Genomic DNA, 25,259 nt, shown 5'->3' with positions numbered 1-25,259 from the left:
AAAAAGTCGCTACTGTGGAGGCAAGCGCATTTCATGTCAAATTCCTCGATGGCCCCCGAGCTTGCCAAACGGCTGACCCAAAGCCAAGTCTATTGGGAAACCCCGGCCGGGCGTTCGCTTTGGGATGTGCAGCGTGCTTGCCTCGGCCCTGTGGTAGAAAATCGCCATGGCCAGCACTGCCTGGAGATGAGCATGGGGCGCTCGCTGATGTCGCTATCCCGTATTCCCCATCGTATCCGCTGGGCGCCTACCCTGGCCCTTGCCGAATCCCCCGCGACCCTGGTCTGCCCGCCGGACAGCCTTTCGCTGCCCGACCGCTGTCTGGACACCGTGGTCATCCACCATTGGCTCGAGCAGTTGCCTGACCCCCACTTTACCCTTAAGGAGGCGGCCCGGGTCACTAACGACCATGGCGTGCTGGTGCTATTCGGTTTTAACCCGCTCAGCATGAGCGGGCTTTTAAAACGCCGCCACGGTGGGGATGCGGCGTTTCCCTTCAGTGGTGACTGGCATAGCGTCAACCGCCTGCGCGATTGGCTGGCGTTTGTCGACTTCGAGGTGAAGCGCGTAGACTACTGCTGTTTTCGTGGTCGTATCAACGCCCCTTGCGGCGAGCGCTGGGAAGCTTGGGGGCGGCGCCACAACCTGCCACTTGGGCAAAGCTACATGATCCAGGCGTGTCGGCGCGAGCGCGGCGCCCCCATCGAGCGGGTCAAGTTCAAGCTACCTGCCAAGGCGTCATCTATGCCGTTGGGGGCCTCGCGCAACCGGGCGTATTTAGAAGAACCGGCCAAATCGTCATCCCGTATTGCAAAGGAAAATCAGCGTGAGTGAGCAAGACAGTCAGCCCCGGGTCGTGGTCTACACCGACGGCGCCTGCCGAGGAAATCCAGGCCCCGGGGGCTGGGGGGCAGTGCTCGCAAGCGGGCCACACGAGAAAACCCTCAAAGGGTTTGAAGCGCAAACCACCAACAACCGTATGGAGCTGATGGCCGCTATCATGGCGCTGCGCGCGCTGAATACCGCCTGTGCCGTCGAGCTTTGGACCGACTCCCAATACGTGCGCCAGGGCATTACCCAGTGGATCCATAACTGGGTCAAGTGCGGGTGGAAAACTGCAGCCAAACAGCCGGTCAAAAACGCCGAACTTTGGAAAACCCTGCACGAGGAAACCAGGCGCCACACGGTCGAGTGGCACTGGGTCAAAGGGCACAGTGGCCACCCTGGCAATGAAAAAGCCGATGCCCTGGCCAACGAAGCCATCGATGATCACCAAAGGAGCACGCCATGCGCCAAATAATTCTCGATACGGAGACGACGGGCATCGAAACCCGGGATGGGCACCGCATGGTTGAAATCGGTGCCGTCGAGATGATCAACCGGCGCTTTACCGGGCGGACCTACCATCAGTACATCAACCCGGAACGGCATATCGATGCCGAGGTCGTCGCCGTTCACGGTATCGACGACGCGAAAGTCGCCAACGAGCCGGTCTTTGCCGACATCGCCGACGCGTTCTGGGATTTTATTGTGGGCGCGGAGCTGGTCATCCATAACGCGCCTTTCGATGTGGGCTTTATCGACCACGAGCTGAACCTGGCCAATAAGCGCCGTCAAAAACCGCTGGGCCCGGTGAGCGAGCACTGCCGTGTGCTGGATACGCTAACCATGGCGCGCCAGATGCACCCGGGCCAGCGCAACAGCCTGGATGCGCTTTGCAAGCGCTACGATATCGACAACGGCCACCGGGTGCTTCACGGCGCCTTGCTGGACGCCGAGATTCTGGCCGATGTCTACCTGGCGATGACCGGCGGCCAGACCGCGCTGACCCTCGATGCGGAGAGTTCCAGCGAGCGCGAGGAGAAAAGCGAGGCAAGCGAAGGTCTTTCGGTCCAGCGGTTGACCCTGACGCCGGGCCAGCTTCGGGTGATCCAGCCAAGCGACGATGAAGAAGCGGCGCACACCGCCAAGTGTCAGGCGCATGATCTGCGCTGGTTGGAGGGCGCCGCTCACGATGCTTAAAAGGGAAATTCCCAAAAACGAGGCGGCGGGGCGGGTCGTGCGTATCGCCCGCGGGCGGCTCGCGCCGGGCGTGAACACTCCCGAGGGTGCGCCAACGCCGCTGCAGCCTTTTCAGCCCTGGACACCGGCCATGCAGCCGCTTTGCTATTGGCAGGACGAGCCGGTGGCGCTCTCGATCGAAGCTGCGCCCGAGGCGCACTGGGTGGAGGGGCGTCACTGGCTCGAGCATTTGCCCGAAAGCTGGTTCAGCCTGCTTTCGACGGCGCTACAGGTCAGTGCCTGGCTTGAGAATCACCGCTTTTGCGGGCGCTGCGGCGCCGAGGCTACCCAACTGGGTGCCGAGTTCGCTATGCATTGCGATGCTTGTGGGCACCGCAACTATCCGCGTATCTCGCCCTGCATCATTACCCTGGTCACTCGGGGCGAAGCGATGCTGCTGGCGCGTAGCCCGCGCTTTCCTCCCGGGCGCTACTCGACGCTGGCCGGGTTTATCGAGCCGGGAGAGTCCGCCGAGGAGGCGGTGCACCGTGAGGTGTTCGAGGAGGTGGGCGTGCATATCGACAATCTTCGCTACCACAAGAGCCAGGCGTGGCCGTTTCCGCATTCGCTGATGCTTGGCTACTTTGCCGAGGCGACCACCCGGCGGATTCACATCGATGGCGTCGAAATCAGCGATGCGGCCTGGTTTTCACCCCGCAAGCCGCCGGTGCTGCCGCCGGCCTACTCTATCTCTCGGGAGCTGATCGAGACGCACCTGGCCAAATTCCGCTAGAGGCCAAAGCGCGCTTGCTTAATGCGCTTATTTACCGGGGAAAAGGCTGGTCAATTTGGTGGCCAGCATGACGTTACCGGTCGCCTTGAGCTTGCCGGTCATGAAAGCGGTCATACCGTTGACTTCGCCGTTCATGATGCCGCGCAGCGTATCGGTGCTGGTGGAAATCGTGACGGAGGGGTCGTCGTGCTCACCCTCGTGAACGCCCAGGGTGCCGTCTTGCACGTGCAGATAATGGCTCTGCTCGTCGGAGAAATGGAACTGAAAGACTTCATCCATTCCCCGGGCCGCTTCCGGGTCGAAGCGGGACTCAAGCTTTTCAAAAGTGGTAGAGGACATCGAGTGTTTCCTATGAAGAGTTTATTTAAAGGCAAACGCTACGTGAGCGCGATAAGATGCGAGTCAACCATAAGCTCGCGAAGAGCCTATTTAAAGCATTGGATTTTATCAAGCAAGCGATTCCCTGATCTTCACTCGACGGTGGTCGGGTTCGGGGATTCAGCATCGAAGGAGAGCGCAGTTGAGTGAGTGGATGACTGAAATAGGCACTTTCCTTGTGCAGAGCGTTATTTTAACCCTGCTGCTAATGGTGGCCGGCTTTATACTTTTGCGTAGTAAACGCGGCGGCGAGCACCGTATGACGCTGCACGTAGAGTCATTAAACGAGCAGCGCCGCGCGCGCAACCGGCGTCTCAAGGTTAGCGCGACCGCCCAGGGCGCGCGTAAAAAGCTCGTTAAACACCTTCGCCGTGAAGAGAAAGAGCGCCAGAAGTCCGCTAAAAAGGCCGAGGGGCAGGCCGCGCGGGTATGGGTGCTCGACTTCAATGGCGATATCAAGGCGTCGCGTACGGAACAGTTCGCGCAAGAGGTTTCCGCGGTCATCGAGGTGGCAAGCGCCAACGATGAGGTGGTGGTACGCCTGGAGTCCGGCGGCGGGCTGGTACATGCCTACGGGCTGGCCTCGGCACAGCTCGACCGGCTGCGCGAGGCCGGCCTTTTGACCACGGTGTGTATCGACAAGGTCGCCGCCAGCGGTGGCTACATGATGGCGTGTACCGCGAATCACATCAAAGCCGCGCCTTTCGCGGTCATCGGCTCGATCGGGGTCGTCGCCCAGGTGCCCAATATCCATCGCCTTCTAAAGCGTAACGATATCGATGTCGAGATGCTCACCGCCGGGCGTTACAAGCGTACATTGACCGTGCTGGGTGAAAACACCGAAGAGGGCCGGGCCAAGTTCATCGACGACCTGGAAAACACGCATAAGCTCTTCAAGGAGTACGTGGGTCGCCATCGCCCCGGTATGGATATCGAGCGTCTCGCCACCGGCGAAATCTGGTACGGCAGCCAAGCGCTCGAGCAGCACCTGGTGGACAGCGTAGGCACCAGTGAAGCGTATCTGGTCGAACGTATGGCCCAGGGGGATGTATTTAGCGTCAAACTCGAGCCGCCCAAAACCATCGGGCGGCGCGTGGGTGTGGCGGTATCATCTGGGGTGGAGCAGGCAGTGACCAAAGCGCTGGGCGCTATCGAAGCGACTGGCTGGCACCGTCGGTAATTGACGCGAGAGGCGGCCTCAGGCCGCGTAATGAAGCGCCAGGGCGGACAGGACAGCCTTGGCGCTTTCGCTTTTAAGCGAGTAAAAAATGGTTTGCGACGACCGCCGGGTTTGCACCAGGTTATCGCGACGCAGAATGGCCAGGTGTTGCGAAAGCGCGGACTGGCTTAAGACCAGCTGCTGATTGATCTGGGTGACCGATAGCTCTTTTTCGGTTAGCAGACAAAGTATTTGCAGGCGTTTCTCGTTAGCGAGCGCTTTGAGTAATAGCGTACCTGCTTCCAATGCATGACCTTCATGTTCGAGTAATCGAGACGCGGCGCTTGGGGAAGTAGACATGGTTTTCTCCTTGCCGAAACGATAGGTAGCTTTTTTATAGTTGTTCGATCATTCAATCGCGGCAGTCGTGGTTTTTTAATGGCTGAAACGGTCTAACGTTGAAATATTGTTGATCAATATTGGTTAATTTAGCGAAGCTTGTCCAAGCGGTCGTTTAACGATGAGTCAATGGTAAGGGCGGCGCCGGGCGCCGACCATAACGCTGGTTAAATGCGTAGCGGTTGGGTATTAGCCCATAGTGTAACGGTTCCGGCCGGTTTTTCTGGTTAAAGTGCCCCATAGCCTCGTTCGTCGACATAATAATGAGAAGCCACCATGCGCCGTTACCTCACCACCTACGCGTCCTCCGTACAATCCCCCGAGACGTTCTGGGCCGAACAGGCCAGGCGCGTGCCCTGGCACCACTTCCCGGACACCATTCTCTCTTTCGATGAGCAGCGTCACGCCCGCTGGTTCGAGGATGGCACGCTCAATATCTGCCACGCCGCCCTCGATCATCATGTGGATGAAGGCCGCGGCGAGCAGCCTGCGATTTACTGGGATTCGCCGGTGACCGCCACCAAACAGACGCTGACCTACCGCACGCTTCGCGACCGCGTTGCGCACTTTGCCGGCGGGCTGGAACGTTTGGGAGTGGCCAAAGGCGATCGGGTGGTGATCTATATGCCCATGGTCCCCGAGGCGGTCATCGCGATGTTGGCCTGTGCGCGACTGGGGGCCATTCACTCGGTCGTTTTCGGTGGGTTCGCTTCCCACGAGCTGGCGCTTCGCATCGAGGACGCCGAGCCCAAAGTGGTGATCGCCGCCTCCTGTGGTGTCGAGGTCGAGAGCGTACTGCCCTATAAGCCCATCGTTGACCGTGCCCTTGCCCAAAGCCGCTTCAAGCCCGATGCGCTGATCCTGTTTCAGCGCGAAGCGCTACGCGCCGAGTTGGGCCAGGGCGAGTACGACTGGCAGGCGATCGAGGAGGGTGGCGCCTTTACCCAGTGCGTGCCCGTCGGTGCGACGCATCCGCTTTATATCCTGTATACCTCGGGCACCACCGGTAAGCCCAAGGGCGTGGTACGCGACACCGGCGGCTACGCCGTGGCGCTTGCCTACTCCATGGACGCCATATACGACCTGGCCCCGGGGGAGGTGTGCTTTACCGCCTCGGACGTAGGCTGGGTAGTGGGCCACTCTTATATCGTGTACGCACCGCTTCTGCGCGGGTGTACCAGCGTGCTTTACGAGGGCAAACCGGTGAAAACGCCGGATGGAGGCAGTTTTTGGCGCATAATCGACGAGTACCGCGTTAAAACCTTTTTCACCGCGCCCACTGCCTTTCGCGCCATCAAAAAAGAGGACCCGGAGGCGCTCGCGCTAAGCCGTTATACGCTCGATAGCCTCGAGTACGTGTTCGTGGCCGGCGAGCGCCTCGACCCACCCACCTTTCACTGGCTCAACGACATCCTCCAGGTGCCGGTCATCGACCACTGGTGGCAAACCGAAACCGGCTGGCCCATTGCCGCGAACCTGGCGGGAATCGAGCTGGCTCCTTGCAAGGCGGGTTCCGCCACGTTCCCGGTGCCCGGCTTCAATGTCGAGATCATCGACCGTGAAGGCGCTTCTGCTGCGCCGATGCAGGAGGGAAGCGTGGTCATCAAACAGCCGCTTCCGCCGGGCTGTTTGACCGGCATTTGGCAAGACCCGCAGCGCTTTCACAGCGCCTACATGGCAGCGTTTCCCGGCTACTACCTGACCGGCGACGGCGGCTACCAGGATGAAGATGGTTATCTTTTCATCATTGGGCGCACCGACGATGTCATCAACGTAGCGGGCCACCGGCTTTCGACCGGTGAAATGGAAGGATTGCTGGGCGGCCACCCGGCGGTCGCCGAGTGCGCGGTCATTGGGATCCACGACGAGCTAAAAGGCCAGCTGCCGATCGGCCTGGTCATTCCCAAGGATGGCTTCAACGGCGATGAGGTAGCACTGGAGGCCGAGCTCATTCAGCGAGTGCGTGACGCCATCGGCCCCGTGGCCTCGTTCAAGCAGGTACTCATCGTCAACCGGCTGCCCAAAACACGCTCGGGCAAGATCCTTCGCAAACTCATGCGCACCATGGCCGACGGCAAACCCTTCACCGTTCCCTCGACCATCGATGATCCGACGAGTCTGGAGGATGTTCATACGGCCATGCTTGATAAAAGCGTGGGTAGTGCTGAGCAGACTGGGTCGCTGAAGTAGGTTTTGGTTGATTGATCGATGTGTCAAAAAGATAAGCATTAACAGGAGCTCATGGAACTCCCGTTAATGAAAAGCCAAACTTTCGTTAGGTGCCTAATGGCAATGTCGCGTGCCTGCTTTGGTGTCGCGGTGGCACCCTTTGCTATCCGTACGCCCGCTATGCTCCATTACATCGGCACTGATAGTGGTGGTTGCTGCAGATACGCTGCCGACACTCAATAACATCCCGGCCATCATTAGTGCTGCCAAGGCTTTTTTCACTCTTGATTCCTCATCTTTGTCAGCCCGTTGCCGACTTTCAGAGATTAGCACCGTTCGTGTCTGGGAATGATGACTTTAGCTGAAAACTTGCGCCTGACTTGGATGGAAAAGGAAAGCTTAAAGCAGCGTGTGGAAATTTCCCGGCCAGTACGAATGCTTCTTAAAGAAACTGGGATGCCCGCCGCTTTCTATCTTGATTGGTAGCTGTTCTTTAAGAACATGCAATAAAAAAAGGCCCCAGCTAGTTAGCTGAGGCCTTTTTTATGTAGTGGCGGAGGGACAGGGATTCGAACCCTGGATAGGCTATTAACCTATGCCGGTTTTCAAGACCGGTGCATTCAACCGCTCTGCCATCCCTCCGATGGGTGCGTATATTACCACCTTTCCCTTGGAAGTCAACGCCTTTGGTCAAATTAGTAGAGACGAAGACCGACGCGGGTGATGTTGCCGCCCTGCATTTCGCTGACGACCCAGTGAATGCCGTGCCAGTCCACATCGTCGCCGACCACCGGGTGGCCGCCTACGCGCAGCGAGATGAACTCGGCCAGGCTCATCTCCTGCTCGCCGGGGCTCAGGGTGAGGCCGTAGGCTTGGGCGATGTCCTGCATGTAGGCGCCACCTTCCAAAATGAAGGTACCGAAGAACGCGCGTTCCTGCTTGAGCTTGGCGTCGCCGTTGAACAGCCGGTTCAGTGAGACGAGATCTTCCGAACGGCCGATGACGCAGATCACATCGTTGAGCTTCAGGCGTGTATTGCCCTTGGGATGAAGCATGACGTGATTACGAAACAACGCCGAGATCAGCGCACCGGAAGGAAAGCGCAGCAGGCGGATCTGGACGTCTTCGAGGTCCTGGTTCTCGACCACGTAAACGAACATTTCGAAGTCGTTCTCCGGCAGAATGCCCAGTGGCCCGCGCCGGTTGGGCGTGGTGCCGGCGGGGACCTCGATTTTGAGCCAGCGGGCGACCAGGGTGAGCGAGCCCCCCTGAATCAGCAGCGACATCAAAACCACCGCGAAGGCGACGTTGAAGTAGAGCGAGGCGTTCTCGACCCCGCCGATCACCGGGAAGATCGCCAGCACGATAGGTACGGCGCCGCGAAGGCCGACCCAGGCGATAAAGAAAACCTCGCGCCAGCGAAAGCGGAAGAACGGCTTGATGGTGATCAGCACCGCCAGCGGTCGGGCGATGAAGATAAGTGCCAGCGCCACCAGGCCGGCGGGCAGTATGACCTCCACCAGTTGGCTGGGGGTGACCAAAAGACCCAGCACCAGAAACAGCCCGATTTGGCTAAGCCAGGCCAAGCCGTCGTGGACGGGGAGAATGAAATTAAGATGGCGTCCGGGCTGATTGCCGATCATCAACCCTGCCAGGTAGATCGCCAAAAAGCCGCTGCCGCCCAGCACGCTGGTCAGCCCGAATACGCTAAACCCGAGCGCCAGTGCCAACATGGCGTAAAGCCCGGGGGCCAGGTCGAGCCAGCGCAGCAGCTTGGCGGCCAGCCAGCCGCCCCCCAAACCCACGATCAACCCGATACCGAACTGCGAGACGAAGAAGATGAGGGTGTCGGTGATGCCCCCTATGTCGCCGACCAAAAGCTCGACCAGCATTAGGGTCAGAAAGATCGCCATCGGGTCGTTGGTGCCGGACTCGATTTCCAGCGTGGCGCTGACCCGCTCGTTGAGGTTGACGCCGCGCCCGCTGAGCATCGAGAAAACCGCCGCCGCGTCGGTCGAACCGACGATCGCCCCGACCAATAGTCCCTGAATCAGGGTAAGGCCGAACACCCACATGGCGATGACACCGACGATGGCGCTGGTGATGAACACCCCGGCGGTGGCAAGCGAGAGCGCCGGTTTGAAGCCGACCCGGAAGGTCTTGAGCCGGGTGCGCAGCCCGCCATCGAGCAAAATCATCGCCAGCGCAAGATGGCCGATGGTAAATGCCATGGTGTAGTCGTCGAACACGACGCCAAGCACGCCTTCTTCGCCGGCCAGCATGCCAAGGCCTAGAAAGATCAACAGAAGCGGTACACCAAACATCGATGAAAGCCGGCTCGCCAAAATGCTCAGCGTCATGAGAATGCCGCCAATCAAAAAAAAGGTATAAAGTGCTTCCATGTCTCTCCGTCTCTACATCAATGCCGCTCTATTATTACACGCCGCCCGTTATTTTACTGCGCCGTTTAAGGGCCTTGTGGCGAGTAAGGGGCTGGTCATGGCGGATGGCCAACCGCTACACTCCGCCTTCACGACTAGGGAGTGTGAAGTGATGGCGCACCTGACTATCCGCCGGCGAAGGCGTTTCTTGCTGGCGAGTGCGATGTGTACAGTATTTTTAACTTCAGCGGTTTGCGCAAACGAAGAGGCGCGCGACGCCGCGCCGGAAGTAAAGACGCTGACCCTTGAGAGCGATGTGTTTCTACCGCCCGCCCTTTGGGTCGTCGACCCAGGCGAAGAAAGAGAAGAGAGCGAAGCGCCAGTACCCGAAGACGCCGCACCAAAGGACGAGACCCATGAGGCGGCCGCGCTAGAGCCGGTACCCTCGGCGGCGCTTTCAATGCCACCGCCGCTCGACCCGCCGCCGCTCAAAGAGGTGTCGGTCATTCTGGATTGGTACTTGAGCCCTCAGCACGCCGCGCTGTTGATCGCCGACGCGCGTGAGTATTTCAAAGAGCAGGGGCTGGCGGTCGAGCTACAAAGCCCGGCGGACCCGGCGATTCCGCTCAAACTGTTGGCCACTGAAGAAGTCGACCTGGCCTTGACCCGGGCGCCAATTTTGCATCTTCAGGTGCACGCCGGTGAGCCGTTGATTCGCGTGGGTACACTGATCGAGACGCCTCTCAATGCGGTGGTCGTGACGCGCTCCTGGGCCGGAGAAGATGATATCGCTTCGCTTGCCGGGCTCGACTATGGTTTCTCGACCCAGGAAGGCGAGGCCGTGGTGGCCGAGCAGTTGATTCCCGAGTCGCTTCGTCAAACCGATGGCTTTACCGCCCCGGAAAACGTCCATTTCGACGCCGCGGCTGCCGTGGTCAATGGCGATGCCGAGGTGATCGCCGACGGCTACTACTACGCGCTGCCGGAGCAGCTGGCCCCGGAGGGCATCGAAAGCCGCGTCATTCGCTACGAGGAACTCGATATCCCCCGCCATGAAGGAGTCATCATCGTGGCCAATAGTCAGTCGCTTTCCAAGCAAGGCCCTACCTGGGCGCGCTTTATGACCGCCGTGGAGCAGGCGTCCCACTGGATGATCGAAAACCCTGAAGAGGCTTGGGGGCTTTTGGCCGAGCGGCACCCCATCCTGGACAATACGGTGAACCAGGCGAGCTGGGAGGGGATTCTTCGTCGCCTATCGCTAAGTCCTTCGGCGGTCAATACGCGCCGCTACCAGGCCTTTGAAGCGTATTTAAAGCAGCGTGGCCTTATCGAAGAGACGCTACCGGTCTCCCGCCTGGCGGTGGACCCGCATACGCTGCAGGAGTAAGGCAAATCAACAACGGAGTGTCATGAGCGAGCCCGCCCTTACATTTATCGACGTCGAAACCACCGGCACCCGCGCTACCCGCGACCGCATCACCGAAATTGCCGCCTTGAAAGTAGCCGATGGCCAAGTGGTCGACCGCTGGGTGAGCCTTATCAATCCGGGTACCGGTATTCCCCCCTTTATTTCTCAGCTGACCGGCATTCACGACGATATGGTGGCGGATGCCCCGCATTTCGAGACGGTCGCCGAGTCGCTGCGGGAGTGGCTGGGCGATAGCTGCCTGGTGGCACACAACGCCCGCTTCGATTACAGCTTTCTACGCAACGCCTTCAAGCGCGCCGGGCTCGATTATCGCCCCGATATCATGTGCACCCTGCGCATCTCGCGCCGCCTCGAGCCCGATGAGCGCCACCATAACCTGAAAGCGCTGCTGGCGCGTTTCGATATTCAAGTGAGCCGGGCGCACCGCGCCGAAGACGACGCCGAGGCGCTCTGGAAGCTGTGGCAAACCTGGCAGCAGCGCTTCGAAGTGGATCACTGGCAGGCAGCGACCGGCCTGGAAAAGCAGCATAAGAACTTGCCTGCCCACCTGGATAGCGAGGTGTTGGCCGGGCTTCCCGCAAGTCCTGGCGTGTATCTCTTTTATGGCCATAACCGGCTGCCGCTCTACGTAGGGAAAAGCATCAACCTTAAAAACCGGGTGAAAGGGCACTTTCAGCGCGACCATCAGGACGACAAGGCAATGCGCATGCTCCAGCAGATTCAGCATATCGAGTGGGAGGAGACCGCCGGCGATTTGGGCGCTCAGCTGCGTGAAGCGCAACTGATCAAGGAGCTGATGCCGATCATGAACCGCCAGCTGCGCCGCCAAGGCGCCTTGAAAACCTGGTTCTGGCCCGAGGGCGAATACGCCCCGGTACTGGCCGGTAGCGCGGTATTGATCAATGCCCAGCCAGGGCAACGCTTCGGGCTGTTTCGCAACGCCCGCGAGGCCAAAGAGGCGTTGAGAGGCGTGGTAGAGGAGCAAAAGCTCTGCCCCCAGGTGCTGGGGCTCGAAAAGGGCAAGGGGCGCTGCTTTGGGCACCAGTTAGGTAAGTGCGCGGGGGCCTGCTGCGGTAAGGAAACATTAGAAGCGCATACCCGGCGCGCCCAGCACGCGCTCAAGCGGTTCAAGGTGAGTGCCTGGCCCTGGCCAGATAAAATCGTGATTGCCGAGAAGAACGCGCAAACGAAGCGCAGCGCCTACCACGCGGTGGACCACTGGTGCTACCTGGGTAGCGCCGAGACCCCGGCCAAGGCCAAGCGGTTGGGGCATCAGGCGGTTCAATTCGACGTAGATACCTACCGTATTCTGAACCGCTTTCTGCAAAGCCCCGAGGCGCACGGCCTGGCGGTTACGCCGCTTTAAACCTCGTCCTGGGCGCTGATGAAGGCGTTCACTGCCTCCTGAAACGCCTCGGGCTGGTCTGCATGCAGCCAGTGACCGGCCTCTTTTAGCGTGACCAGGCGCGCCTTGGGTAATATTTCCTTGAGCGCGGGTAGCATATCATCGGCCACGTAGTGCGAATCCTCACCGCGCAGCACGAGTGTGGGGCCATTAAAAGGCTCGCTGCCGGCGGGTGCTTCAATAATGGCAGCGTAGCCGCTACGGAGCTCATCGAGGCCGACGCGCAGGGCCATCTCTTTCGCGTCGTTGCGCACCAGGTTGGTCGCCAAAAATAGCCGGGTAGGGCGGGCGCTGACGTGCTCGGCCATCACCGCATCGGCGCTGCGCCGGTCCGTTGGCTTAGCCTTGCGCACCGCCTCAAGGGCGCTGAACACGTCATCGTGGCCATGCGCGTAGCGTACCGGGGCAATGTCGCCCACGGTGAGCGAGGCCGTACGCTCGGGGGCCAGGCGCGCCAGGCTAATCGCCACCTTGCCGCCCATGGAGTGCCCCAGTATATGGGCCCGCTCGATGTGCTCCTTATCGAGCAGCGCAATCACGTCGCGGCTGAGCGTTTCGTAGTCCATCCCTTCGGCGTGGGGGGAGCGGCCGTGATTGCGAAGGTCCACCGCGATCACTCGGCGCGTCTTTTGCCACATCTTCAGGTGAGAGCGCCAGTTGTCCGCGCTGCCCAGCAGGCCATGGAGCACGACCAGCGGCGTTTTGGTTTCATCGGCGCCTTCGTCGATGGCATCGATAAAATGAAGGTCAACCGTAGGGACGCGGCTCATGAGGGCTCCTTGGTAGTGGCGTAGTCAACGTTAGGTGGTGCGCGGGGCGGTGTCGGTTTGCCCGGTCCAGCCCATTAGCTTGCGCGTGAGTGCTGCCAGCAGCAGGCCGTAAAGCGGCAGGAAAAACAGCAGGCTAATGGCGAGTTTGATGGCATAGTCCACCGCGGCGATTTCGACCCAGTGGGCGGCCATGAACGGATCCGGGCTATTGTAGAAAGCGGTGAAGAAAAACGCGAAGGTATCGGCCAGGTTGCCAAGCACCGTCGAGAAAACCGGCGCTACCCACCAGGCCAGCTTACGCAGCCGGTCGAACACCTGCACATCCAGCAGTTGACCGAGGAAGTAAGCCATAAAGCTTGCCAGCGCGATCCGCGCAACGAACACGTTCCACTCGCCCAACGCCTCGATGCCGGCAAAGCTTCCTTGGGGGAAGATGACCGACACCACGTAGGAAATCGCCAATGCCGGGAACATGACCCGCAAAATGATCGAGCGCGCCGGGCCCTTCCCGAACAGGCGAACGGTCAGGTCGGTGGCCAGAAAGATGAACGGAAAGCTGAAGGCGCCCCAAGTAGTATGAAAACCGAACAGGGTGAAGGGGAGCTGAACCAGGTAGTTACTGGCCGCAATGACGGCGATATGGAAAAGTACCATGAGCGTCAGGCAGCGGCGGTGTTGAGCGTCGGTCAATGCAAACATAAGAGAGAGGCCTTTTTAAGAGCACGAGGGGTTAGGGAACCCTCTGTTTCGGCGCAAGCGCCACAAGGGCGCGCATTATACGCCTTCCTGGCCGTAATTAAAGTGAAGTGCCGGCCAGGTAGGCTTTGCGGCTATTTCAAATACTTCCATCGTTAAAAAATCGCTTGAGTCGCGCAATCTCCTCGTCGTTCCATCCTTCTGGTTCGGTGAGTGCCACCCAGGCGTTGATATAGTGCTCGGCGGCAATTTCGTGGCCGTAGCCGGGTGGCGCGCCGCCGGTGGCCAAATCGGCCAGTAGCTGCAGCATGGTAACCACCGGGTACCAGCGAAGCGCCGGGGAGACGTCCGGGCCGCGTGGCGGGCGCATCCAATCGGGCTCGCGCCAGAAAGCCGCGGGGTCGAAAAAGACGATCGGGTCACTGGCGTACTGCAGATAAGCGATACGAAAATCGCCCCAGTCCCTGGAATACCCTTCGAACCCGGACTGCTGATTCATAAAGCGTACGACACTGCCGCCGCGAAAAGTGGGCTGCCAGGCGGGAGAACCCGGGTCACGGTCAGCGGTCGTGATTCGCCAGGTATCGCTTCGAAAGGGCGGGCCTGCCCATAGCGCGCCATCGAACGGGTCTTCGATGATATCGTAGAAATCGAAGGAGCGGTCCGAGTTGAGCGCGCCCAGGCTCAAACCGAACAGATACAGCGCCGGGCGCTCGTCGACCGGTAGTGCGCTCCAGTAGCGGTAGACTTCGACAAACAGCGCCCGGGCGCTTTCCACGCCGTATTCGCCTTCGGCAATCAGCGCCAGGTGGCTAGGAAGGTAAGAGTATTGTGCAGCCACGGTCGCCATATCGCCGCGCATCAAGTACTCCAGGGTATTTTGAGCCCCCGGGTCTATCCATCCGCGCCCGGTGGGGGTGGCCAGCAGCAGCGTCGAGCGCTCGAAGGCCCCGGTGCGAATCAGCTCGTCCAGGGCGAGCTCGGCGCGTGCTTGTGGGGTATCCAGCGCATTCAAGCCCACATAGACGCGGATCGGATCCTGGGCGTCGTCGCCTAAAAACGCGCCGATGCCATCGCCGCTGGGCCCTTGGGTAACAAAGCGGCGTCCGCGACTGCCAAGCGCCTCCCAACTGATCAGCGATGCCGCGCTTCCCGAACGATTAGCGCCGGTGGGGGCTGCCAGGTCGTCCTGAACCAGCTCGTCGATCTGAGCATAGAAACGATCCGCCGCGCGCAGCGCAAATGAGAGCACTACGCCCTCGATCAATAGCCAGAAAAGCGCGATCGAGGCCACGCTCCCCAGCACGACCGCCAGGCGTTTGGGCAAGAAGAAGAACAGCTTGCGCGACAGAAGCCGATACGTGCGTTTGAATACCTTTGCGATAAGATAGAAAAAAGCGAACAGCAATAGCGCGATGGCGGCGATACTAAGCCCTCGCGTGCCACTGGCCGGTGGCATACCCATGAGCTCGCGTATGCCGTTTTGCCAACTCGAGGCTTGCCAAAGAAAAAGCGCGGCGGTTAGCGTACAAGCAAGTGCGGCCAGGGTTTTGACCCAGTGCTCGGTGCGTGGGCCTGGCTTGGGCAGGCGCAGGTAGTGCCAGAGCCCTCGCAACAGTACGCCGATGGCATAGCCTGCGCTAAAGCAGAGCCCGGACACGACACCCTGGGCGAGCATGGGCCTGGGGAGCAGGCTCGGTGTGAGTGACAATGCGAATAATAGCGTTCCCAGAACGAGCCCGGTGCTGGAGAAGCGGCGCAGCGGCAATCGTATTTTCCAAAGACGTTGCACTGCAGGGTGTCTCCGTAACATCCGTTGCCTATAGGGTTGAATTAGAAAGATAGTTTAATAGACTCACTCGCCATGATAGGTGAAACTCTAACAAAACGTCGTCAGTACTTATGCTGGTGGTACATGCTTTACGCTGAGATCGCGATAACGCCATTTCCACGTGGCGATGAAGCGTAATGTTAGACTATTGGCTAAGTGTTCGAAGCGTGTTTTAAAGGAACCTATTGGCACTTTATGTGTTCAACAGGAATAGGTGGTCAGGAAAGGAGAGTAGAATGCAGCATCTTAAAAAATGCGCCCAGTGCGGCCAGGAATATGACCCCTCGGAAGCGAGAGGCGAGCCCGACAAGCCTGAAAATTGCGATGATTGCGGAGCGGAGCTCCAACACAAGCACAAGCACCGCCATTCGGAATTTTTGGTCGATGATGCCGAATCAGATGATGGCGGAGAACACGGCCTCGAAAAAACACTGAGAGAAGCGTCTCATAAGGCCGACACCGATTAATCAAAAAAAACGGTTCAGCGTAAGCTGAACCGTTTTTTTATGGTGGGCGTAATTAAAAGCCCTGTTGCGTGCGGGTACCGCGAAGGCAATCACCATAGTGCATGGTATCGCCCATGGCCTCGGCCTGTTTGCGGCAATCCGCAGAGCGCGATGAGCTGGCGCCGTTGGAGCTACACCCCGCGCTCATCATCATCATCGCAACCAATCCTAAAGTGAACATATATTTCATACTCTGACTCCTGAATATTCGACCAAAACAATGCAACTCAATGATATCAGCCTTGAAACGGCATACATACCGTAAGCGCAGCCCTTCGGAGGTCATATGGATCCCATCTACGCCTGGGACGTAAAACGCGAATGCATAGTATACCGCATTCCCGGCCAAACCCTTGAGGACGGAAGGGTCGATAGCGACTTTGATCCGGTATGGCTACCGGCGGATTCCGACGAGTTGCCCGACGGTGTCACCACCGAAGATTTGCGCAAGGTCGAGAGCTAAAAAAAGCCCGGTCTGCGCGAGGATGCAGGCCGGGCTTTTGGATAAGTCCTGGATAGACGTTAGGGTTTTTCGTGCTCGGCGTTCAGTTTTTTCACTACTTCATCGGCTTCTGGCTTCGTTGCCACGCGCTCGCGCACCAGTGGGCCGTCGCGCTCGGCTTCTTCCCGCGTATCGACGATCCACCACTCCGGCTGGGCGTCGATGGCAGCGTCCTCTTTTACCACCCGGTATACGATAAAAATGCTCATGTTTAATCCTCTCCATGGATGAACCCCCGTCAAGCGACGGGAGCTTTAAACAACGTAGTACATCTTGCGTCGATTAGCCCTGCACTCGACGCAAGCGACCAGGCATTAGAGCATTTCGTCAAGCCACGCCGTGAAGGCCGACCAGGAGCGCTCGTCGGCGCGCTCATCGTAGCGCTCGCTACCAAAGACGCTAAAGGCATGGGGGGCGCCTGAGTAGATGCCCACCTCGTAGGTAATCCCCGCCTCTTCGAGCTCGCCGGCCAGAGTAGCGACATCTTCGAGACTCACCATCTCATCCGCACCCCCGTGGGCGATATAGATGGGCGGCGTCTCGGCCTGGTAGGACTGGCCTTCCGGGGTCTCTAGGCCGCCGTGGAAGCTGGTGTAGGCGGCGATATCCTCGGCTTCACCGGCGCGGGCCATCTCGAGCGCGACCGTGCCTCCAAAGCAGTAGCCCATGATGACGGTCGTGCTGGCGGCGCCCTGTTCCCGCGCTTGGGTAAGTCCTGCAAGGGTAAGTTCGCGCATCCGCTCGCGGTCTTCGTACAGCGCGTTGGTGGCAGCCTGTTTGGCTTCGGTTTGCTGAGGGCGGTTGCCTTCACCGAAAAGATCCACCGCGAAGGCATCAAAGCCCTGCTCGGAGAGCATGTCGGCGCGCTCACGCTCGTAATCGTCCACGCCATCCCAGTCGTGCACGATAAGCACACTACCTTTGGATTCGCCCTGGGCCTCGACGTAATAGCCTTCAAAGCGTTCATCCTTGACCTGATAGCTGATGTCTTCGCCGCGTGGTTCGAAGCCAAACGCATGGCTGCTCATCAGCGTAGCGGCGGCCAAAGCGGTAAACGTTAATGGGGTACGTGCTGTTGTCATCATGGTAATGCGTCCTGTTGGTTTGTTGGCGGCAAAAAGTGGCGGCAAAAAATAGGGAGCGAAAGGATAGATTTAACTCGCATTGTGAACGGCGAGTGTTATACCTGAAAGGGTAGCACAGACCCTTCGCGTTGAATCATCGTCCAATCCGGGTATCTTTTTAAACCACAGGGGCTTGCGTCGGGAACTACGTAACGGCATGCTTGTCCGTTGTTAGTACGACCACTAGGGAGCTTAAAACCATGGCGTTCAACGATTCGCACACCGTACGACCGCATAACGAACAAGCGGTCAGCAGCGCGAAAGCCAACAAAGTATTGCGTAACACCTACGCGCTTTTGGCCATGACGCTGCTGTTTTCAGCCGTTACCGCTGGCGCCTCCGTCGCGCTTGGCGTTCAGCAGCTCAACATTCTGGTTTTCCTCGTCGGCGCTTATGGGCTGATGTTTTTGGTTCATAAAACCGCCAACTCTGCTGCGGGCCTTTTGGCTACGTTTGCGTTCACCGGTTTCATGGGCTTCACCCTTGGGCCGATCATCTCCGCTTACCTGACGCTGCCTAACGGTGGTGCGCTGATCATGAATGCCCTGGCCATGACCGGCTTGACCTTCATTGGTCTTTCTGCGGTCGCGCTTACCACCAAAAAGGATTTCAGCTTTCTGAGCAATTTCCTGATGGCGGGCGGCATCGTGCTGATCCTTGCCATGGTGGCAGGTTTCTTCTTCCACATTCCGGCACTTTCTCTGATGGTGTCTGCGGGCTTCGTCCTATTCTCATCCGCAGCGATTCTCTATCAAACCAGTGAAATCGTGCACCGTGCTGGCGAGACCAACTATATTCTGGCGACGGTTACGCTTTACGTCTCGATCTACAACCTGTTCGTAAGCCTTCTCTCTATTCTTGGCATCATGAGCAGCGACTGATTTAATCGTTAAGCTCTACCCAAACAGACCCTACTTCGGTAGGGTCTGTTTTTTTGTAAGCGTCTTTTATATAACTCAGGTGAGAGAGCGCCATGGAGTACGGTCTACTGGTTACCGGTGCCCCTTACACAAGCCCCGCGGCTCATTCGGCGCTGCGTTTTGCCAATGCGCTAATAAGCCAGGGGCATACCCTGGCCGGGGTGTTTTTCTACCAGGAGGGGGTGCTCAATGCGTCGACGCTGATGAGCCCACCCCAGGATGAACTGAACCTCAAGGATGCCTGGGTAGCGCTCAATGCCGAGCACGGCACGGCCCTCGAGGTGTGTGTGGCGGCCGCGCTTCGCCGCGGGGTGTTAGACGAGGCCGAAGCCAAACGCCACGGCTTGACCCAGCATAGCCTGGAGGTACCGTTCGAACTCACGGGGTTGGGGCAGTTGTTAGTACTGCAAAAGCGCTGCGATCGTTTCATTACATTTGCCTGAGGAAAAGTGATGACCGAAGACGCCGTACGTTTGATCGCGCTGACTCAAGCACCGTTTCAATCCAATGCCTTGCGCGAAGGCCTCGATGTAGCGCTGGTCGCCGCGGCCTTTGGCCAAAGTGTCAAGCTGATTTTCATGGGGCAGGGGGCGCTGGCGCTGGTGAAAAGCCAAAAGGCTGGTGCACCGGGGCAAAAGGCGGTGCTGCCGACCATCGACATGCTCGAGATGTACGATATCGAAGAGCTTCTGGTACCTGAAAGCAGCTTGGAACAATTAGGGCTAGCGCCGAGCCAGCTGGTGCCGGCGGCGCGGGTCATCTCCGATGAGGCGCTCGCGGCGCTTTATCAAGACTCCTCGACGACTCTTCACTTCTAGTGAGACTTTCATGCTGCATATTCTAAATAAACGCCCCGAAAGCCTAAGCGCGGCCAATATGCTCCGGGTGGTGGGGGACCAGGATGACGTGCTGCTGATCGAGCAGGCCGTGCAGGCAAGCCTTTTACCGCAGTGGGCCGGTTTCCAGCAGTGCAAAGGGCGGCTATACCTGTTGAGCGACGACTTGGAAGCCGCAGGGCTGCTGGAATCGGCCGAGAATCTTGACGCGGCGATCATCACAATGAAGGATTTTGTAACGCTGACCGAGCGTCACGAACAGTGTGTAAGTTGGTATTGATATGACAAATGAAAATTTATACCGTTATCTTGATTCAAATGAAAACATTAAATTAGATCTCGAAGGTTATCTTGTTGATCAGGGTGATTGGAGTGCCGAGGTGGCCGAGCTTTTGGCGCGTGACGAGGGGCTTTCGCTGAGTGAGGCTCATTGGGAAGTCATCGACGTGGTGCGTGACTTTTACCAGCGCTTTGAGATGGCGCCAGCCATGCGTGCGCTCGTCAAGGCAACCAAGCAGGCGCTGGGTGAAAAGAAGGGAACCTCGATTTATCTGATGTCGCTGTTCCCGGAAAGTCCGGCGCGGCGCACGGCGCGTATCGCCGGGCTCCCCAAACCGACCAACTGCTTGTAAACGCTTCGGCTCAGTCCAGATCGCCCCGAGTGCACACCGAGAGCACCATGGCATCCACTGGGCCGGTGGATACGAGCGCGTGGCCCATATCACTATCGAAATAGATGCTATCGCCTTCGCTCAGCGCCACCGGAGCGTAAAACTCGCTGTACAGCAGTATTTCGCCCTCGAGAATCATCAAAAACTCTTCACCGTCGTGGCGGACCCACTGCTGGAATTCGTCGAAGCTGCGCGCCCGCACGATGGTTTTAAACGGAATCATGCGCTTTTGTGCCAAATGGTGGCCCAAAAGTTCGTGCTCGTAGGTGGGCGTGGGGTGGTGCTGGCCTTTACCGCTGCGGGTCAAATCCCGCCGCCCCATGGTGTAGTGCTCGCGCTTGGGCGGGGTAAACAGCTGGGGAAGGTCGATGTTGAGCCCGGCCATGAGCTTTTGCACCGCGGTAAACGTGGGCGATAGCTGGTCGTTCTCTATCTTGGAGAGCGTCGAGCGGGCGAGTCCGGTGCGCTGGCTGACATCCTCGAGCGTCCATTGATTGGCCAAGCGGATCTCTTTGAGCCGTGCGCCCAAGCGAAGCGGCTCTACGAAGGGTTTGCGCCCCGATGCAATACGAAGCGCTGCGTTTTCGTCATGAGTCGCCGTCATTGGATCGTCATACCCGGTAAGTGCATTTTAGGACACGCTATGCTAACACAGCCCGCCGCAGGCTACCCGGTAGCCGGTGTGCTTTCAAAAGGCAGGCCGAGAAGTGCTTTGATGTGCGCTTCGCAGCCGCTGGCGAGCGACTTGGGGTTATAGCCGCCTTCGAGTACGGAGACCAGCCGGTTTTCGGCGTAGAGGCCGGCGATTTCCATGGCCAGATGCGTGACCCAGTAGTAGTCCTCGTCGGTCAGGCATACCTCGCCCATGGGATCGTCCTGGTGGGCATCGAAGCCGGCGGATACCAGTACGATATCGGGCTTGAAGGCGTGCAGGGCGGGTAGCCAGTTACGCTCGACGGCGTCTCTAAACGCTGCGCTTTGCATCCCCGCTTCGAGGGGGGTATTCACCACGTTGTGCCATTCGCTTCGTAGGTAGCGCCAGGGGTAGAAAGGGTACTGGTAGCTTGTGCAGATCAGCACGGCAGGGTCGCCCTTGAAGATATCGATTGTGCCGTTGCACTGGTGAACGTCGAAATCGAGTATGGCGACCCGTTGGGCACCGTGTTGGGCTCTGGCGTGCGCCGCACCCACGGCGATACTGTTGTAAAAGCAAAAGCCCATGGCTTCGGCTGCTTCGGCGTGGTGGCCTGGCGGGCGTACGGCGCAAAAGACATTATCCGCCTGGCGCTTGAAAACCTGGTCGACCCCTTTGATGACCGCGCCTGCGGCCACCCGCGCCGCCTTGAGCGATTCCGGGTTCATTAGCGTGTCGCTATCCAGCGCGGTAATGCCCTCGCTTGGCAAGCACTTCTCGAGCGCGTCGAGGTGGCGCGGTGAATGCACACGCTCGAGCGCCTCCCGAGTGGCCTCTTTGGCCTCGGCTTGCATGGTTTGCTGCAATAGCCCGCTAAGCGCCAGGCGTGCCCGTATTGCCTCTAGCCGAGCGGGGCTCTCCGGATGTTCGGGCCCCATATAGTGCAAGATGCAGTCGGGATGGGTAAGGTAGGCGGTGATCATGCAGGCGCTCCGTTCTATGTAAAGCTACCTTAATCGGTATGCGTGCCCGCACGACAGTGATAATAAGTCGTACACCGAGGTGACAGGTCAGGGAGATACGCTTGTGAGTACCCGTTTTCTACACCATTTCTTCGAGCCGAAAACCCTGGCCGTCTTCGGCGCATCGGAAAAACCGGAGTCTCTGGGTGGCTTGGTGCTGGCCAACCTTCAGCAGGGCGAGTTCAAAGGTACGCTCTGGGCGGTGAATTTAAAAGGTTATAAGCAGGTGTTCGGCGCGCCGTGTTTCGCAAGCGTCAACAGTTTGCCCGCCCCGCCGGATTTGGCGGTGATTTGCTCGCCAGTCGAGGGCGCGCCCAAACTGATCAAGAAGCTGGGTCAGAAGGGCGTGAAGGCGGCGCTGGTGCTTTCCGGAGGGGCGTACCTGGATCGCGAACGAGGAAGCGAGGGCTCGATTCGCGAGCAGATGCTACACGCCGCCCGCGCATCGGGGATTCGGGTACTAGGCCCGGAATGCATGGGGGTGATCGTACCGGGCAAAAAGCTCAACGCGTCCTACGCCAGCCAGCCGGTCAAACCCGGGCGGGTCGCGTACCTGGGACAATCCGGGATGCTTGCCAACGCCATGATCGACTGGGCAGCGGGGCGCGATGTGGGGTTTTCCCACCTGATTACCGTCGGCGACAGTGTGGACGTGCTTTTGCCGGATTTGATCGACTACGTGAACCAGTTTTCGCCGGCCCAGGCCATTTTGCTCCACCTGGAGCGCATCAAGGACGCTCAGCACTTCATGACCTCGGTACGCGACGCCTCGCGTAACCGACTGGTGGTGGCGATCAAAAGCGGGCGCACGCCGGAATCGGACATCTCCGGTATGGCGCCCACACCGGGTATTGCCAATCGCGATGTCGTCTTCGACGCTGCCTTCGCCCGGGCCGGTGTGGTCCGGGTAAACGACTCCGACGAGCTTTTCGATGCGCTCGAGACGCTTTCACGCATGCGCCCGCTGCGCGGTGACCGTCTAGCGGTCGTCTCTAACGGACTGGGCCCGGCGATGCTCGCGATCGACAAGCTGGTAAGTGGCGGCGGCAAGCTTGCCGAGTTCAATGAGGCTACGCAGACCCAGCTGACCGAGCGCAAGGTGGATAGAAGCAAACCCGGCGAGAACCCGGTAGACCTGGGCGGCAACGCCACCCCCGCGCGCTTTGTCGAGGCGCTCGAGATCGTGACCGCCGACCCGGGGGTCGACGCGGTGCTGGTGGTGCACGCGCCAACACGTTTGGCGCCGTCGGTCGAAACGGCCCGCGCGCTGATCGATAACCGCAAGCGCTTTCGGCGCAACCTGTTGACCAGTTGGATGGGATTGAAAGAGGCCTTGAAAGCGCGCAGTGCGTGCAGCGCGGCGGGCATACCCACCTATATTTCGCCGGAAAAAGCCGTCAAGGCGTTCATGCATATGGTGGACTATCAGCGCGTACAGGCGCTTTTGCACGAAATTCCGCCGAGTTTGACCTTCAATACCCGGCCCGCTGATCGTATTGCGTGCCGCGAATTGATCAGCCGGGCAAAAGAGCAGCGCCGCCACGCGCTGACCCACTCGGAAACGGCGCAGGTGCTCCAGGCTTACGGCATTCCCACCGCGCCGAGCGTTTATTTACGCCACCCAAGCGAGGCGCACGCAGCCGATGGCCACTTCGAGGGCCCCAAGGCGCTCAAGGTGATACACGATGGCAACTGTCATCCGTACCGCTACCGGCGCCACCCGCATAAAATTTCCGCCGGTCTATTGCAGGATCTGCAAACGCCGGAGCAGGTCGAGGAGGGCGTTCGCCGCTTGGGCGACAAAGTGCACGAAAAATTTCCCGAGTACACCGTTCAGGAGTACTGCCTGCAACCCATGCAGCGCGGCAAGCACTCCATGCAGGTTTGCGCCGGTATCACCCGTGACCCGGTGTTCGGCCCACTGATCGTTTTCGGGATCGGTGGTTACAAGGTGAACGTACTCGCCGACCGCCAGGTCGCGCTGCCACCGCTGAACATGAGCCTGGCCGCCGATATGGTCGGGCGCACTCACGTCGCTTCGCTGATCCGCGAGCACTCCTCGGAAGCCGAGCGCGATATCGAAAGGCTTTGCCAGTTTTTAGTGAAGCTTTCACAAATGGCATCGGATTTGAATGAGCTGCGCGGTTTGGAGCTCAACCCATTGTTGCTCAACCGCGATGGTATCCTGGCGGTGGATTTCGCCATGGACCTGGGTCCGCCGGCCCGCTTTGCGATCATGCCGTACCCGGAGGAGCTTCGCGAATGGGTCACGCTCAAAAACGGCTGGCAGGTCGAGGTACGCCCGATCCGCGCCGAAGACGCGCCGTTGATCACCAGTTTCCATACCCGGCTTTCCGAGGAGAGCATCCGCTTTCGTTATTTTCACAACAAGTCGAACCTGACCCAGCGCGATCTATCGATTCTCTCGCACATCAACTATGACCGGCAGATGGCGTTCATCGCCGAGCACCAGCACGACGACGGCACCAAGGAGATGCTGGGGGTAGTGCGGGTTTATAACGACGCCGACAATATTCGCACCGAGTTTTCCATCATAATCCGCGACGACCTGCAGGGTTTGGGAATCGGTCGGCTGCTGATGCAGAAGATGATCAGTTACTGCCAGAGTATCGGCACGATCGAGATGATCGGTAAGATCATGATGGACAACCAGCCCATGCGTGCGTTGATCAAGCATCTGGGCTTCAAAAGCCGCTACAACATGGAGGAGCAGGTAGTGGATGCGGTGCTGCGGCTTAACGAGCCGGATAGCGAGTGGCAGCGTCACCGCCTGGAGAGTCTGCCGGATTGAGGGTCGGGCCGTCGCGCTTGGCAGGCAAGGGTAGTGCCCTGGAGAGAAATGCGACGGCTAGCCCCCCCTCAAAAAAGCCGTTGCATTTCATGGCGTGTTTGCCTATGAATAGGGGCTTAGAGAAAAACGGCTCAGGGCGCGAGGCGGAAACGACTCCAGGGGCCCTCGTTTTGGCGCTCGAAACGGACCCGGTCGTGCAGGCGGCTGGGTTGGCCCTGCCAGAACTCGATCATCTCGGGTTGAATGCGGTAGCCGCCCCAGTGAACCGGGCGCGAAATCGGCTGGCCGTCGTAGACATGCTCAAAGCGTACCTGGCGCTCTTCGATCCACTTGCGGTTGGGGATCACTACGCTTTGGGTCGCAATCCAGGCGCCCAGCTGGCTGCCGCGGGGGCGGCTTTGAAAGTAGGCGTCGGACTCCTCGGCCGACACCTGCTCGACCGGCCCTTCTACGCGCACCTGACGCGAAAGGCCAGGCCACCAGAAGGTCGCCGCCGCAAACGGCACGTTGCTTAGCTCGCTGCCTTTGTGGCTGTGGTAGTTGGTGTAGAACACCAGCCCTTCATCGACCCCCTTGAGCAGCACGACACGGGCGTGGGGACGGCCCTGGCTATCTACCGTGGCCAGCGTCATGGCATTAGCGTCCTCGCCATCGCTTTCGAGGGCTTCGTTCAGCCACTGGTTGAAAAGCTCGAACGGGTTATCCGGCGTATTGGCCTCTTCCAGATGATTACCTTCGTAGTCACGCCGGACATCGGCAATATTACGGGTCATGGTGGCTGCTCCCTTAAGCGGTTATGAGTATCGTTTGACGTGAAGTGC

The 25,259-nt window shown here is 59.2% G+C and carries 29 protein-coding genes and 1 tRNA gene; 16 read left to right on the top strand and 14 right to left on the bottom strand.

Going from position 1 to position 25,259, the window contains the following annotated elements; translation table 11 throughout:
- The first annotated feature begins 33 nt into the window (after positions 1 to 33).
- The 4 genes from ACWFVE_RS08870 to nudC are packed head-to-tail and all read left to right on the top strand — an operon-like array spanning position 34 to position 2,794.
- Positions 34 to 834 (top strand): class I SAM-dependent methyltransferase, encoded by an 801-nt coding sequence (locus ACWFVE_RS08870; RefSeq protein ID WP_447528908.1) that lies wholly within the window; start codon positions 34 to 36, stop codon positions 832 to 834.
- Positions 821 to 1,300, top strand: coding sequence for a ribonuclease HI (gene rnhA / locus ACWFVE_RS08865; protein ID WP_447530519.1), 480 nt, complete (start codon positions 821 to 823; stop codon positions 1,298 to 1,300). The genes ACWFVE_RS08870 and rnhA overlap by 14 nt, the downstream gene beginning before the upstream one ends.
- Positions 1,288 to 2,022: a DNA polymerase III subunit epsilon gene (gene dnaQ, locus ACWFVE_RS08860; protein WP_447528907.1), complete on the top strand. Its 735-nt coding sequence runs from the start codon at positions 1,288 to 1,290 to the stop codon at positions 2,020 to 2,022. Before rnhA ends, dnaQ begins: the two co-directional genes overlap by 13 nt.
- A complete protein-coding gene (nudC, locus tag ACWFVE_RS08855; RefSeq protein WP_447528906.1) occupies positions 2,015 to 2,794 on the top strand; it encodes an NAD(+) diphosphatase in 780 nt (259 codons plus the stop codon). The genes dnaQ and nudC overlap by 8 nt, the downstream gene beginning before the upstream one ends.
- Positions 2,795 to 2,821: 27 nt before the next feature.
- Here the strand turns inward: nudC and ACWFVE_RS08850 are convergent, their stop codons facing one another.
- Positions 2,822 to 3,133: an SCP2 sterol-binding domain-containing protein gene (locus tag ACWFVE_RS08850; RefSeq protein WP_447528905.1), complete on the bottom strand. Its 312-nt coding sequence runs from the start codon at positions 3,131 to 3,133 to the stop codon at positions 2,822 to 2,824.
- Between the two features lie 181 nt (positions 3,134 to 3,314).
- On the opposite strand from ACWFVE_RS08850, the gene sohB reads away from it, so the two are divergent.
- Entirely contained in the window at positions 3,315 to 4,352 is a 1,038-nt protein-coding gene (gene sohB, locus ACWFVE_RS08845) for a protease SohB (RefSeq protein WP_447528904.1), read from the top strand.
- Positions 4,353 to 4,370: 18 nt separating this feature from the next.
- On the opposite strand, the gene ACWFVE_RS08840 is transcribed toward sohB, so the two are convergent.
- Entirely contained in the window at positions 4,371 to 4,691 is a 321-nt protein-coding gene (locus ACWFVE_RS08840; RefSeq protein ID WP_447528903.1) for an ArsR/SmtB family transcription factor, read from the bottom strand.
- A gap of 315 nt (positions 4,692 to 5,006) precedes the next feature.
- On the opposite strand from ACWFVE_RS08840, the gene ACWFVE_RS08835 reads away from it, so the two are divergent.
- Positions 5,007 to 6,920, top strand: a complete 1,914-nt coding sequence (locus ACWFVE_RS08835) for an AMP-binding protein (protein WP_447528902.1) — start codon at positions 5,007 to 5,009, stop codon at positions 6,918 to 6,920.
- A gap of 93 nt (positions 6,921 to 7,013) precedes the next feature.
- On the opposite strand, the gene ACWFVE_RS08830 is transcribed toward ACWFVE_RS08835, so the two are convergent.
- From ACWFVE_RS08830 to ACWFVE_RS08820, 3 genes are all read right to left on the bottom strand, one after another.
- A complete protein-coding gene (locus tag ACWFVE_RS08830; RefSeq protein ID WP_447530518.1) occupies positions 7,014 to 7,088 on the bottom strand; it encodes a YHYH domain-containing protein in 75 nt (24 codons plus the stop codon).
- Positions 7,089 to 7,450: 362 nt separating this feature from the next.
- Positions 7,451 to 7,541, bottom strand: a tRNA-Ser gene (locus tag ACWFVE_RS08825).
- Between the two features lie 53 nt (positions 7,542 to 7,594).
- Positions 7,595 to 9,301, bottom strand: coding sequence for a potassium/proton antiporter (locus tag ACWFVE_RS08820; RefSeq protein ID WP_447528901.1), 1,707 nt, complete (start codon positions 9,299 to 9,301; stop codon positions 7,595 to 7,597).
- A gap of 97 nt (positions 9,302 to 9,398) precedes the next feature.
- On the opposite strand from ACWFVE_RS08820, the gene ACWFVE_RS08815 reads away from it, so the two are divergent.
- Positions 9,399 to 10,667, top strand: a complete 1,269-nt coding sequence (locus ACWFVE_RS08815; protein WP_447528900.1) for an ABC transporter substrate-binding protein — start codon at positions 9,399 to 9,401, stop codon at positions 10,665 to 10,667.
- 22 nt (positions 10,668 to 10,689) lie between these two features.
- The gene (locus ACWFVE_RS08810) at positions 10,690 to 12,075 is read left to right on the top strand and encodes an exonuclease domain-containing protein (protein ID WP_447528899.1); all 1,386 of its coding nucleotides are present in this window, start codon (positions 10,690 to 10,692) and stop codon (positions 12,073 to 12,075) included.
- Here the strand turns inward: ACWFVE_RS08810 and ACWFVE_RS08805 are convergent.
- The 3 genes from ACWFVE_RS08805 to ACWFVE_RS08795 all read right to left on the bottom strand — a co-directional run bounded on the left by ACWFVE_RS08805 (position 12,072) and on the right by ACWFVE_RS08795 (position 15,348).
- Positions 12,072 to 12,884 carry an alpha/beta fold hydrolase gene (locus ACWFVE_RS08805; RefSeq protein ID WP_447528898.1) on the bottom strand — a complete coding sequence of 271 codons (813 nt, stop codon included), beginning with the start codon at positions 12,882 to 12,884 and terminating at the stop codon, positions 12,072 to 12,074. The two genes, ACWFVE_RS08810 and ACWFVE_RS08805, sit on opposite strands and share 4 nt — an antisense overlap.
- A gap of 30 nt (positions 12,885 to 12,914) precedes the next feature.
- Complete coding sequence (locus ACWFVE_RS08800) at positions 12,915 to 13,583, bottom strand: 7-cyano-7-deazaguanine/7-aminomethyl-7-deazaguanine transporter (protein ID WP_447528897.1); 669 nt, start codon at positions 13,581 to 13,583, stop codon at positions 12,915 to 12,917.
- Positions 13,584 to 13,719: 136 nt separating this feature from the next.
- Positions 13,720 to 15,348 (bottom strand): alpha/beta hydrolase, encoded by a 1,629-nt coding sequence (locus ACWFVE_RS08795; RefSeq protein ID WP_447528896.1) that lies wholly within the window; start codon positions 15,346 to 15,348, stop codon positions 13,720 to 13,722.
- Positions 15,349 to 15,647: 299 nt separating this feature from the next.
- Between ACWFVE_RS08795 and ACWFVE_RS08790 the strand changes: the two genes are divergently transcribed.
- Complete coding sequence (locus tag ACWFVE_RS08790; RefSeq protein WP_447528895.1) at positions 15,648 to 15,878, top strand: hypothetical protein; 231 nt, start codon at positions 15,648 to 15,650, stop codon at positions 15,876 to 15,878.
- 52 nt (positions 15,879 to 15,930) lie between these two features.
- On the opposite strand, the gene ACWFVE_RS08785 is transcribed toward ACWFVE_RS08790, so the two are convergent.
- Entirely contained in the window at positions 15,931 to 16,107 is a 177-nt protein-coding gene (locus ACWFVE_RS08785) for a hypothetical protein (protein WP_447528894.1), read from the bottom strand.
- A gap of 96 nt (positions 16,108 to 16,203) precedes the next feature.
- Here ACWFVE_RS08785 and ACWFVE_RS08780 point away from each other — a divergent pair, with 96 nt between their 5' ends.
- A complete protein-coding gene (locus tag ACWFVE_RS08780; protein WP_447528893.1) occupies positions 16,204 to 16,380 on the top strand; it encodes a hypothetical protein in 177 nt (58 codons plus the stop codon).
- A gap of 59 nt (positions 16,381 to 16,439) precedes the next feature.
- Here the strand turns inward: ACWFVE_RS08780 and ACWFVE_RS08775 are convergent, their stop codons facing one another.
- Together ACWFVE_RS08775 and ACWFVE_RS08770 are read right to left on the bottom strand one after the other, a co-directional pair.
- Positions 16,440 to 16,628, bottom strand: coding sequence for a hypothetical protein (locus ACWFVE_RS08775; protein ID WP_447528892.1), 189 nt, complete (start codon positions 16,626 to 16,628; stop codon positions 16,440 to 16,442).
- Positions 16,629 to 16,733: 105 nt separating this feature from the next.
- Positions 16,734 to 17,504, bottom strand: a complete 771-nt coding sequence (locus ACWFVE_RS08770) for a dienelactone hydrolase family protein (RefSeq protein ID WP_447528891.1) — start codon at positions 17,502 to 17,504, stop codon at positions 16,734 to 16,736.
- 239 nt (positions 17,505 to 17,743) lie between these two features.
- Here ACWFVE_RS08770 and ACWFVE_RS08765 point away from each other — a divergent pair, with 239 nt between their 5' ends.
- The 5 genes from ACWFVE_RS08765 (at position 17,744) to ACWFVE_RS08745 (ending at position 19,931) form a co-directional block, all read left to right on the top strand.
- Positions 17,744 to 18,424, top strand: a complete 681-nt coding sequence (locus tag ACWFVE_RS08765) for a Bax inhibitor-1/YccA family protein (RefSeq protein ID WP_447528890.1) — start codon at positions 17,744 to 17,746, stop codon at positions 18,422 to 18,424.
- Positions 18,425 to 18,516: 92 nt separating this feature from the next.
- Positions 18,517 to 18,906 carry a sulfurtransferase complex subunit TusD gene (gene tusD / locus ACWFVE_RS08760; RefSeq protein WP_447528889.1) on the top strand — a complete coding sequence of 130 codons (390 nt, stop codon included), beginning with the start codon at positions 18,517 to 18,519 and terminating at the stop codon, positions 18,904 to 18,906.
- Between the two features lie 9 nt (positions 18,907 to 18,915).
- On the top strand, positions 18,916 to 19,281 hold the full coding sequence (locus ACWFVE_RS08755; protein WP_447528888.1) for a DsrE family protein: 366 nt from the start codon (positions 18,916 to 18,918) through the stop codon (positions 19,279 to 19,281).
- 10 nt (positions 19,282 to 19,291) lie between these two features.
- Complete coding sequence (gene tusB / locus ACWFVE_RS08750) at positions 19,292 to 19,579, top strand: sulfurtransferase complex subunit TusB (RefSeq protein WP_447528887.1); 288 nt, start codon at positions 19,292 to 19,294, stop codon at positions 19,577 to 19,579.
- 1 nt (position 19,580) lies between these two features.
- The gene (locus ACWFVE_RS08745) at positions 19,581 to 19,931 is read left to right on the top strand and encodes a TusE/DsrC/DsvC family sulfur relay protein (protein ID WP_447528886.1); all 351 of its coding nucleotides are present in this window, start codon (positions 19,581 to 19,583) and stop codon (positions 19,929 to 19,931) included.
- A 10-nt stretch (positions 19,932 to 19,941) separates the two neighbouring features.
- Here ACWFVE_RS08745 and ACWFVE_RS08740 read toward each other — a convergent pair whose 3' ends face one another.
- Together ACWFVE_RS08740 and ACWFVE_RS08735 are read right to left on the bottom strand one after the other, a co-directional pair.
- Positions 19,942 to 20,574 (bottom strand): helix-turn-helix domain-containing protein, encoded by a 633-nt coding sequence (locus tag ACWFVE_RS08740; protein WP_447528885.1) that lies wholly within the window; start codon positions 20,572 to 20,574, stop codon positions 19,942 to 19,944.
- Positions 20,575 to 20,636: 62 nt separating this feature from the next.
- Complete coding sequence (locus tag ACWFVE_RS08735) at positions 20,637 to 21,587, bottom strand: histone deacetylase family protein (RefSeq protein ID WP_447528884.1); 951 nt, start codon at positions 21,585 to 21,587, stop codon at positions 20,637 to 20,639.
- Positions 21,588 to 21,690: 103 nt separating this feature from the next.
- Here ACWFVE_RS08735 and ACWFVE_RS08730 point away from each other — a divergent pair, with 103 nt between their 5' ends.
- Positions 21,691 to 24,438, top strand: a complete 2,748-nt coding sequence (locus ACWFVE_RS08730; RefSeq protein WP_447528883.1) for a bifunctional acetate--CoA ligase family protein/GNAT family N-acetyltransferase — start codon at positions 21,691 to 21,693, stop codon at positions 24,436 to 24,438.
- A 131-nt stretch (positions 24,439 to 24,569) separates the two neighbouring features.
- Here ACWFVE_RS08730 and pdxH read toward each other — a convergent pair whose 3' ends face one another.
- Positions 24,570 to 25,211 (bottom strand): pyridoxamine 5'-phosphate oxidase, encoded by a 642-nt coding sequence (pdxH, locus tag ACWFVE_RS08725; protein WP_447528882.1) that lies wholly within the window; start codon positions 25,209 to 25,211, stop codon positions 24,570 to 24,572.
- Positions 25,212 to 25,259 lie beyond the last annotated feature (48 nt).

The sequence above is a fragment of the Vreelandella mediterranea genome, from assembly GCF_970647075.1.
The sequence above is the reverse complement of the archived record's forward strand: the minus strand, read 5'-3'. Positions and strand labels throughout refer to the sequence as shown.

What these genes read in the sequence shown, in the direction of transcription:
- ACWFVE_RS08870 (WP_447528908.1), top strand. Translation starts at nt 34, where the DNA reads ATGTCAAATTCCTCGATGGCCCCCGAGCTTGCCAAACGGCTGACCCAA.
- dnaQ (WP_447528907.1), top strand. Translation starts at nt 1,288, where the DNA reads ATGCGCCAAATAATTCTCGATACGGAGACGACGGGCATCGAAACCCGG.
- nudC (WP_447528906.1), top strand. Translation starts at nt 2,015, where the DNA reads ATGCTTAAAAGGGAAATTCCCAAAAACGAGGCGGCGGGGCGGGTCGTG.
- ACWFVE_RS08850 (WP_447528905.1), bottom strand. Translation starts at nt 3,133, where the DNA reads ATGTCCTCTACCACTTTTGAAAAGCTTGAGTCCCGCTTCGACCCGGAA.
- ACWFVE_RS08840 (WP_447528903.1), bottom strand. Translation starts at nt 4,691, where the DNA reads ATGTCTACTTCCCCAAGCGCCGCGTCTCGATTACTCGAACATGAAGGT.
- ACWFVE_RS08835 (WP_447528902.1), top strand. Translation starts at nt 5,007, where the DNA reads ATGCGCCGTTACCTCACCACCTACGCGTCCTCCGTACAATCCCCCGAG.
- ACWFVE_RS08820 (WP_447528901.1), bottom strand. Translation starts at nt 9,301, where the DNA reads ATGGAAGCACTTTATACCTTTTTTTTGATTGGCGGCATTCTCATGACG.
- ACWFVE_RS08815 (WP_447528900.1), top strand. Translation starts at nt 9,399, where the DNA reads ATGGCGGATGGCCAACCGCTACACTCCGCCTTCACGACTAGGGAGTGT.
- ACWFVE_RS08810 (WP_447528899.1), top strand. Translation starts at nt 10,690, where the DNA reads ATGAGCGAGCCCGCCCTTACATTTATCGACGTCGAAACCACCGGCACC.
- ACWFVE_RS08805 (WP_447528898.1), bottom strand. Translation starts at nt 12,884, where the DNA reads ATGAGCCGCGTCCCTACGGTTGACCTTCATTTTATCGATGCCATCGAC.
- ACWFVE_RS08800 (WP_447528897.1), bottom strand. Translation starts at nt 13,583, where the DNA reads ATGTTTGCATTGACCGACGCTCAACACCGCCGCTGCCTGACGCTCATG.
- ACWFVE_RS08790 (WP_447528895.1), top strand. Translation starts at nt 15,648, where the DNA reads ATGCAGCATCTTAAAAAATGCGCCCAGTGCGGCCAGGAATATGACCCC.
- ACWFVE_RS08785 (WP_447528894.1), bottom strand. Translation starts at nt 16,107, where the DNA reads ATGAAATATATGTTCACTTTAGGATTGGTTGCGATGATGATGATGAGC.
- ACWFVE_RS08780 (WP_447528893.1), top strand. Translation starts at nt 16,204, where the DNA reads ATGGATCCCATCTACGCCTGGGACGTAAAACGCGAATGCATAGTATAC.
- ACWFVE_RS08775 (WP_447528892.1), bottom strand. Translation starts at nt 16,628, where the DNA reads ATGAGCATTTTTATCGTATACCGGGTGGTAAAAGAGGACGCTGCCATC.
- ACWFVE_RS08770 (WP_447528891.1), bottom strand. Translation starts at nt 17,504, where the DNA reads ATGATGACAACAGCACGTACCCCATTAACGTTTACCGCTTTGGCCGCC.
- ACWFVE_RS08765 (WP_447528890.1), top strand. Translation starts at nt 17,744, where the DNA reads ATGGCGTTCAACGATTCGCACACCGTACGACCGCATAACGAACAAGCG.
- tusD (WP_447528889.1), top strand. Translation starts at nt 18,517, where the DNA reads ATGGAGTACGGTCTACTGGTTACCGGTGCCCCTTACACAAGCCCCGCG.
- ACWFVE_RS08755 (WP_447528888.1), top strand. Translation starts at nt 18,916, where the DNA reads ATGACCGAAGACGCCGTACGTTTGATCGCGCTGACTCAAGCACCGTTT.
- tusB (WP_447528887.1), top strand. Translation starts at nt 19,292, where the DNA reads ATGCTGCATATTCTAAATAAACGCCCCGAAAGCCTAAGCGCGGCCAAT.
- ACWFVE_RS08745 (WP_447528886.1), top strand. Translation starts at nt 19,581, where the DNA reads ATGACAAATGAAAATTTATACCGTTATCTTGATTCAAATGAAAACATT.
- ACWFVE_RS08740 (WP_447528885.1), bottom strand. Translation starts at nt 20,574, where the DNA reads ATGACGGCGACTCATGACGAAAACGCAGCGCTTCGTATTGCATCGGGG.
- ACWFVE_RS08735 (WP_447528884.1), bottom strand. Translation starts at nt 21,587, where the DNA reads ATGATCACCGCCTACCTTACCCATCCCGACTGCATCTTGCACTATATG.
- pdxH (WP_447528882.1), bottom strand. Translation starts at nt 25,211, where the DNA reads ATGACCCGTAATATTGCCGATGTCCGGCGTGACTACGAAGGTAATCAT.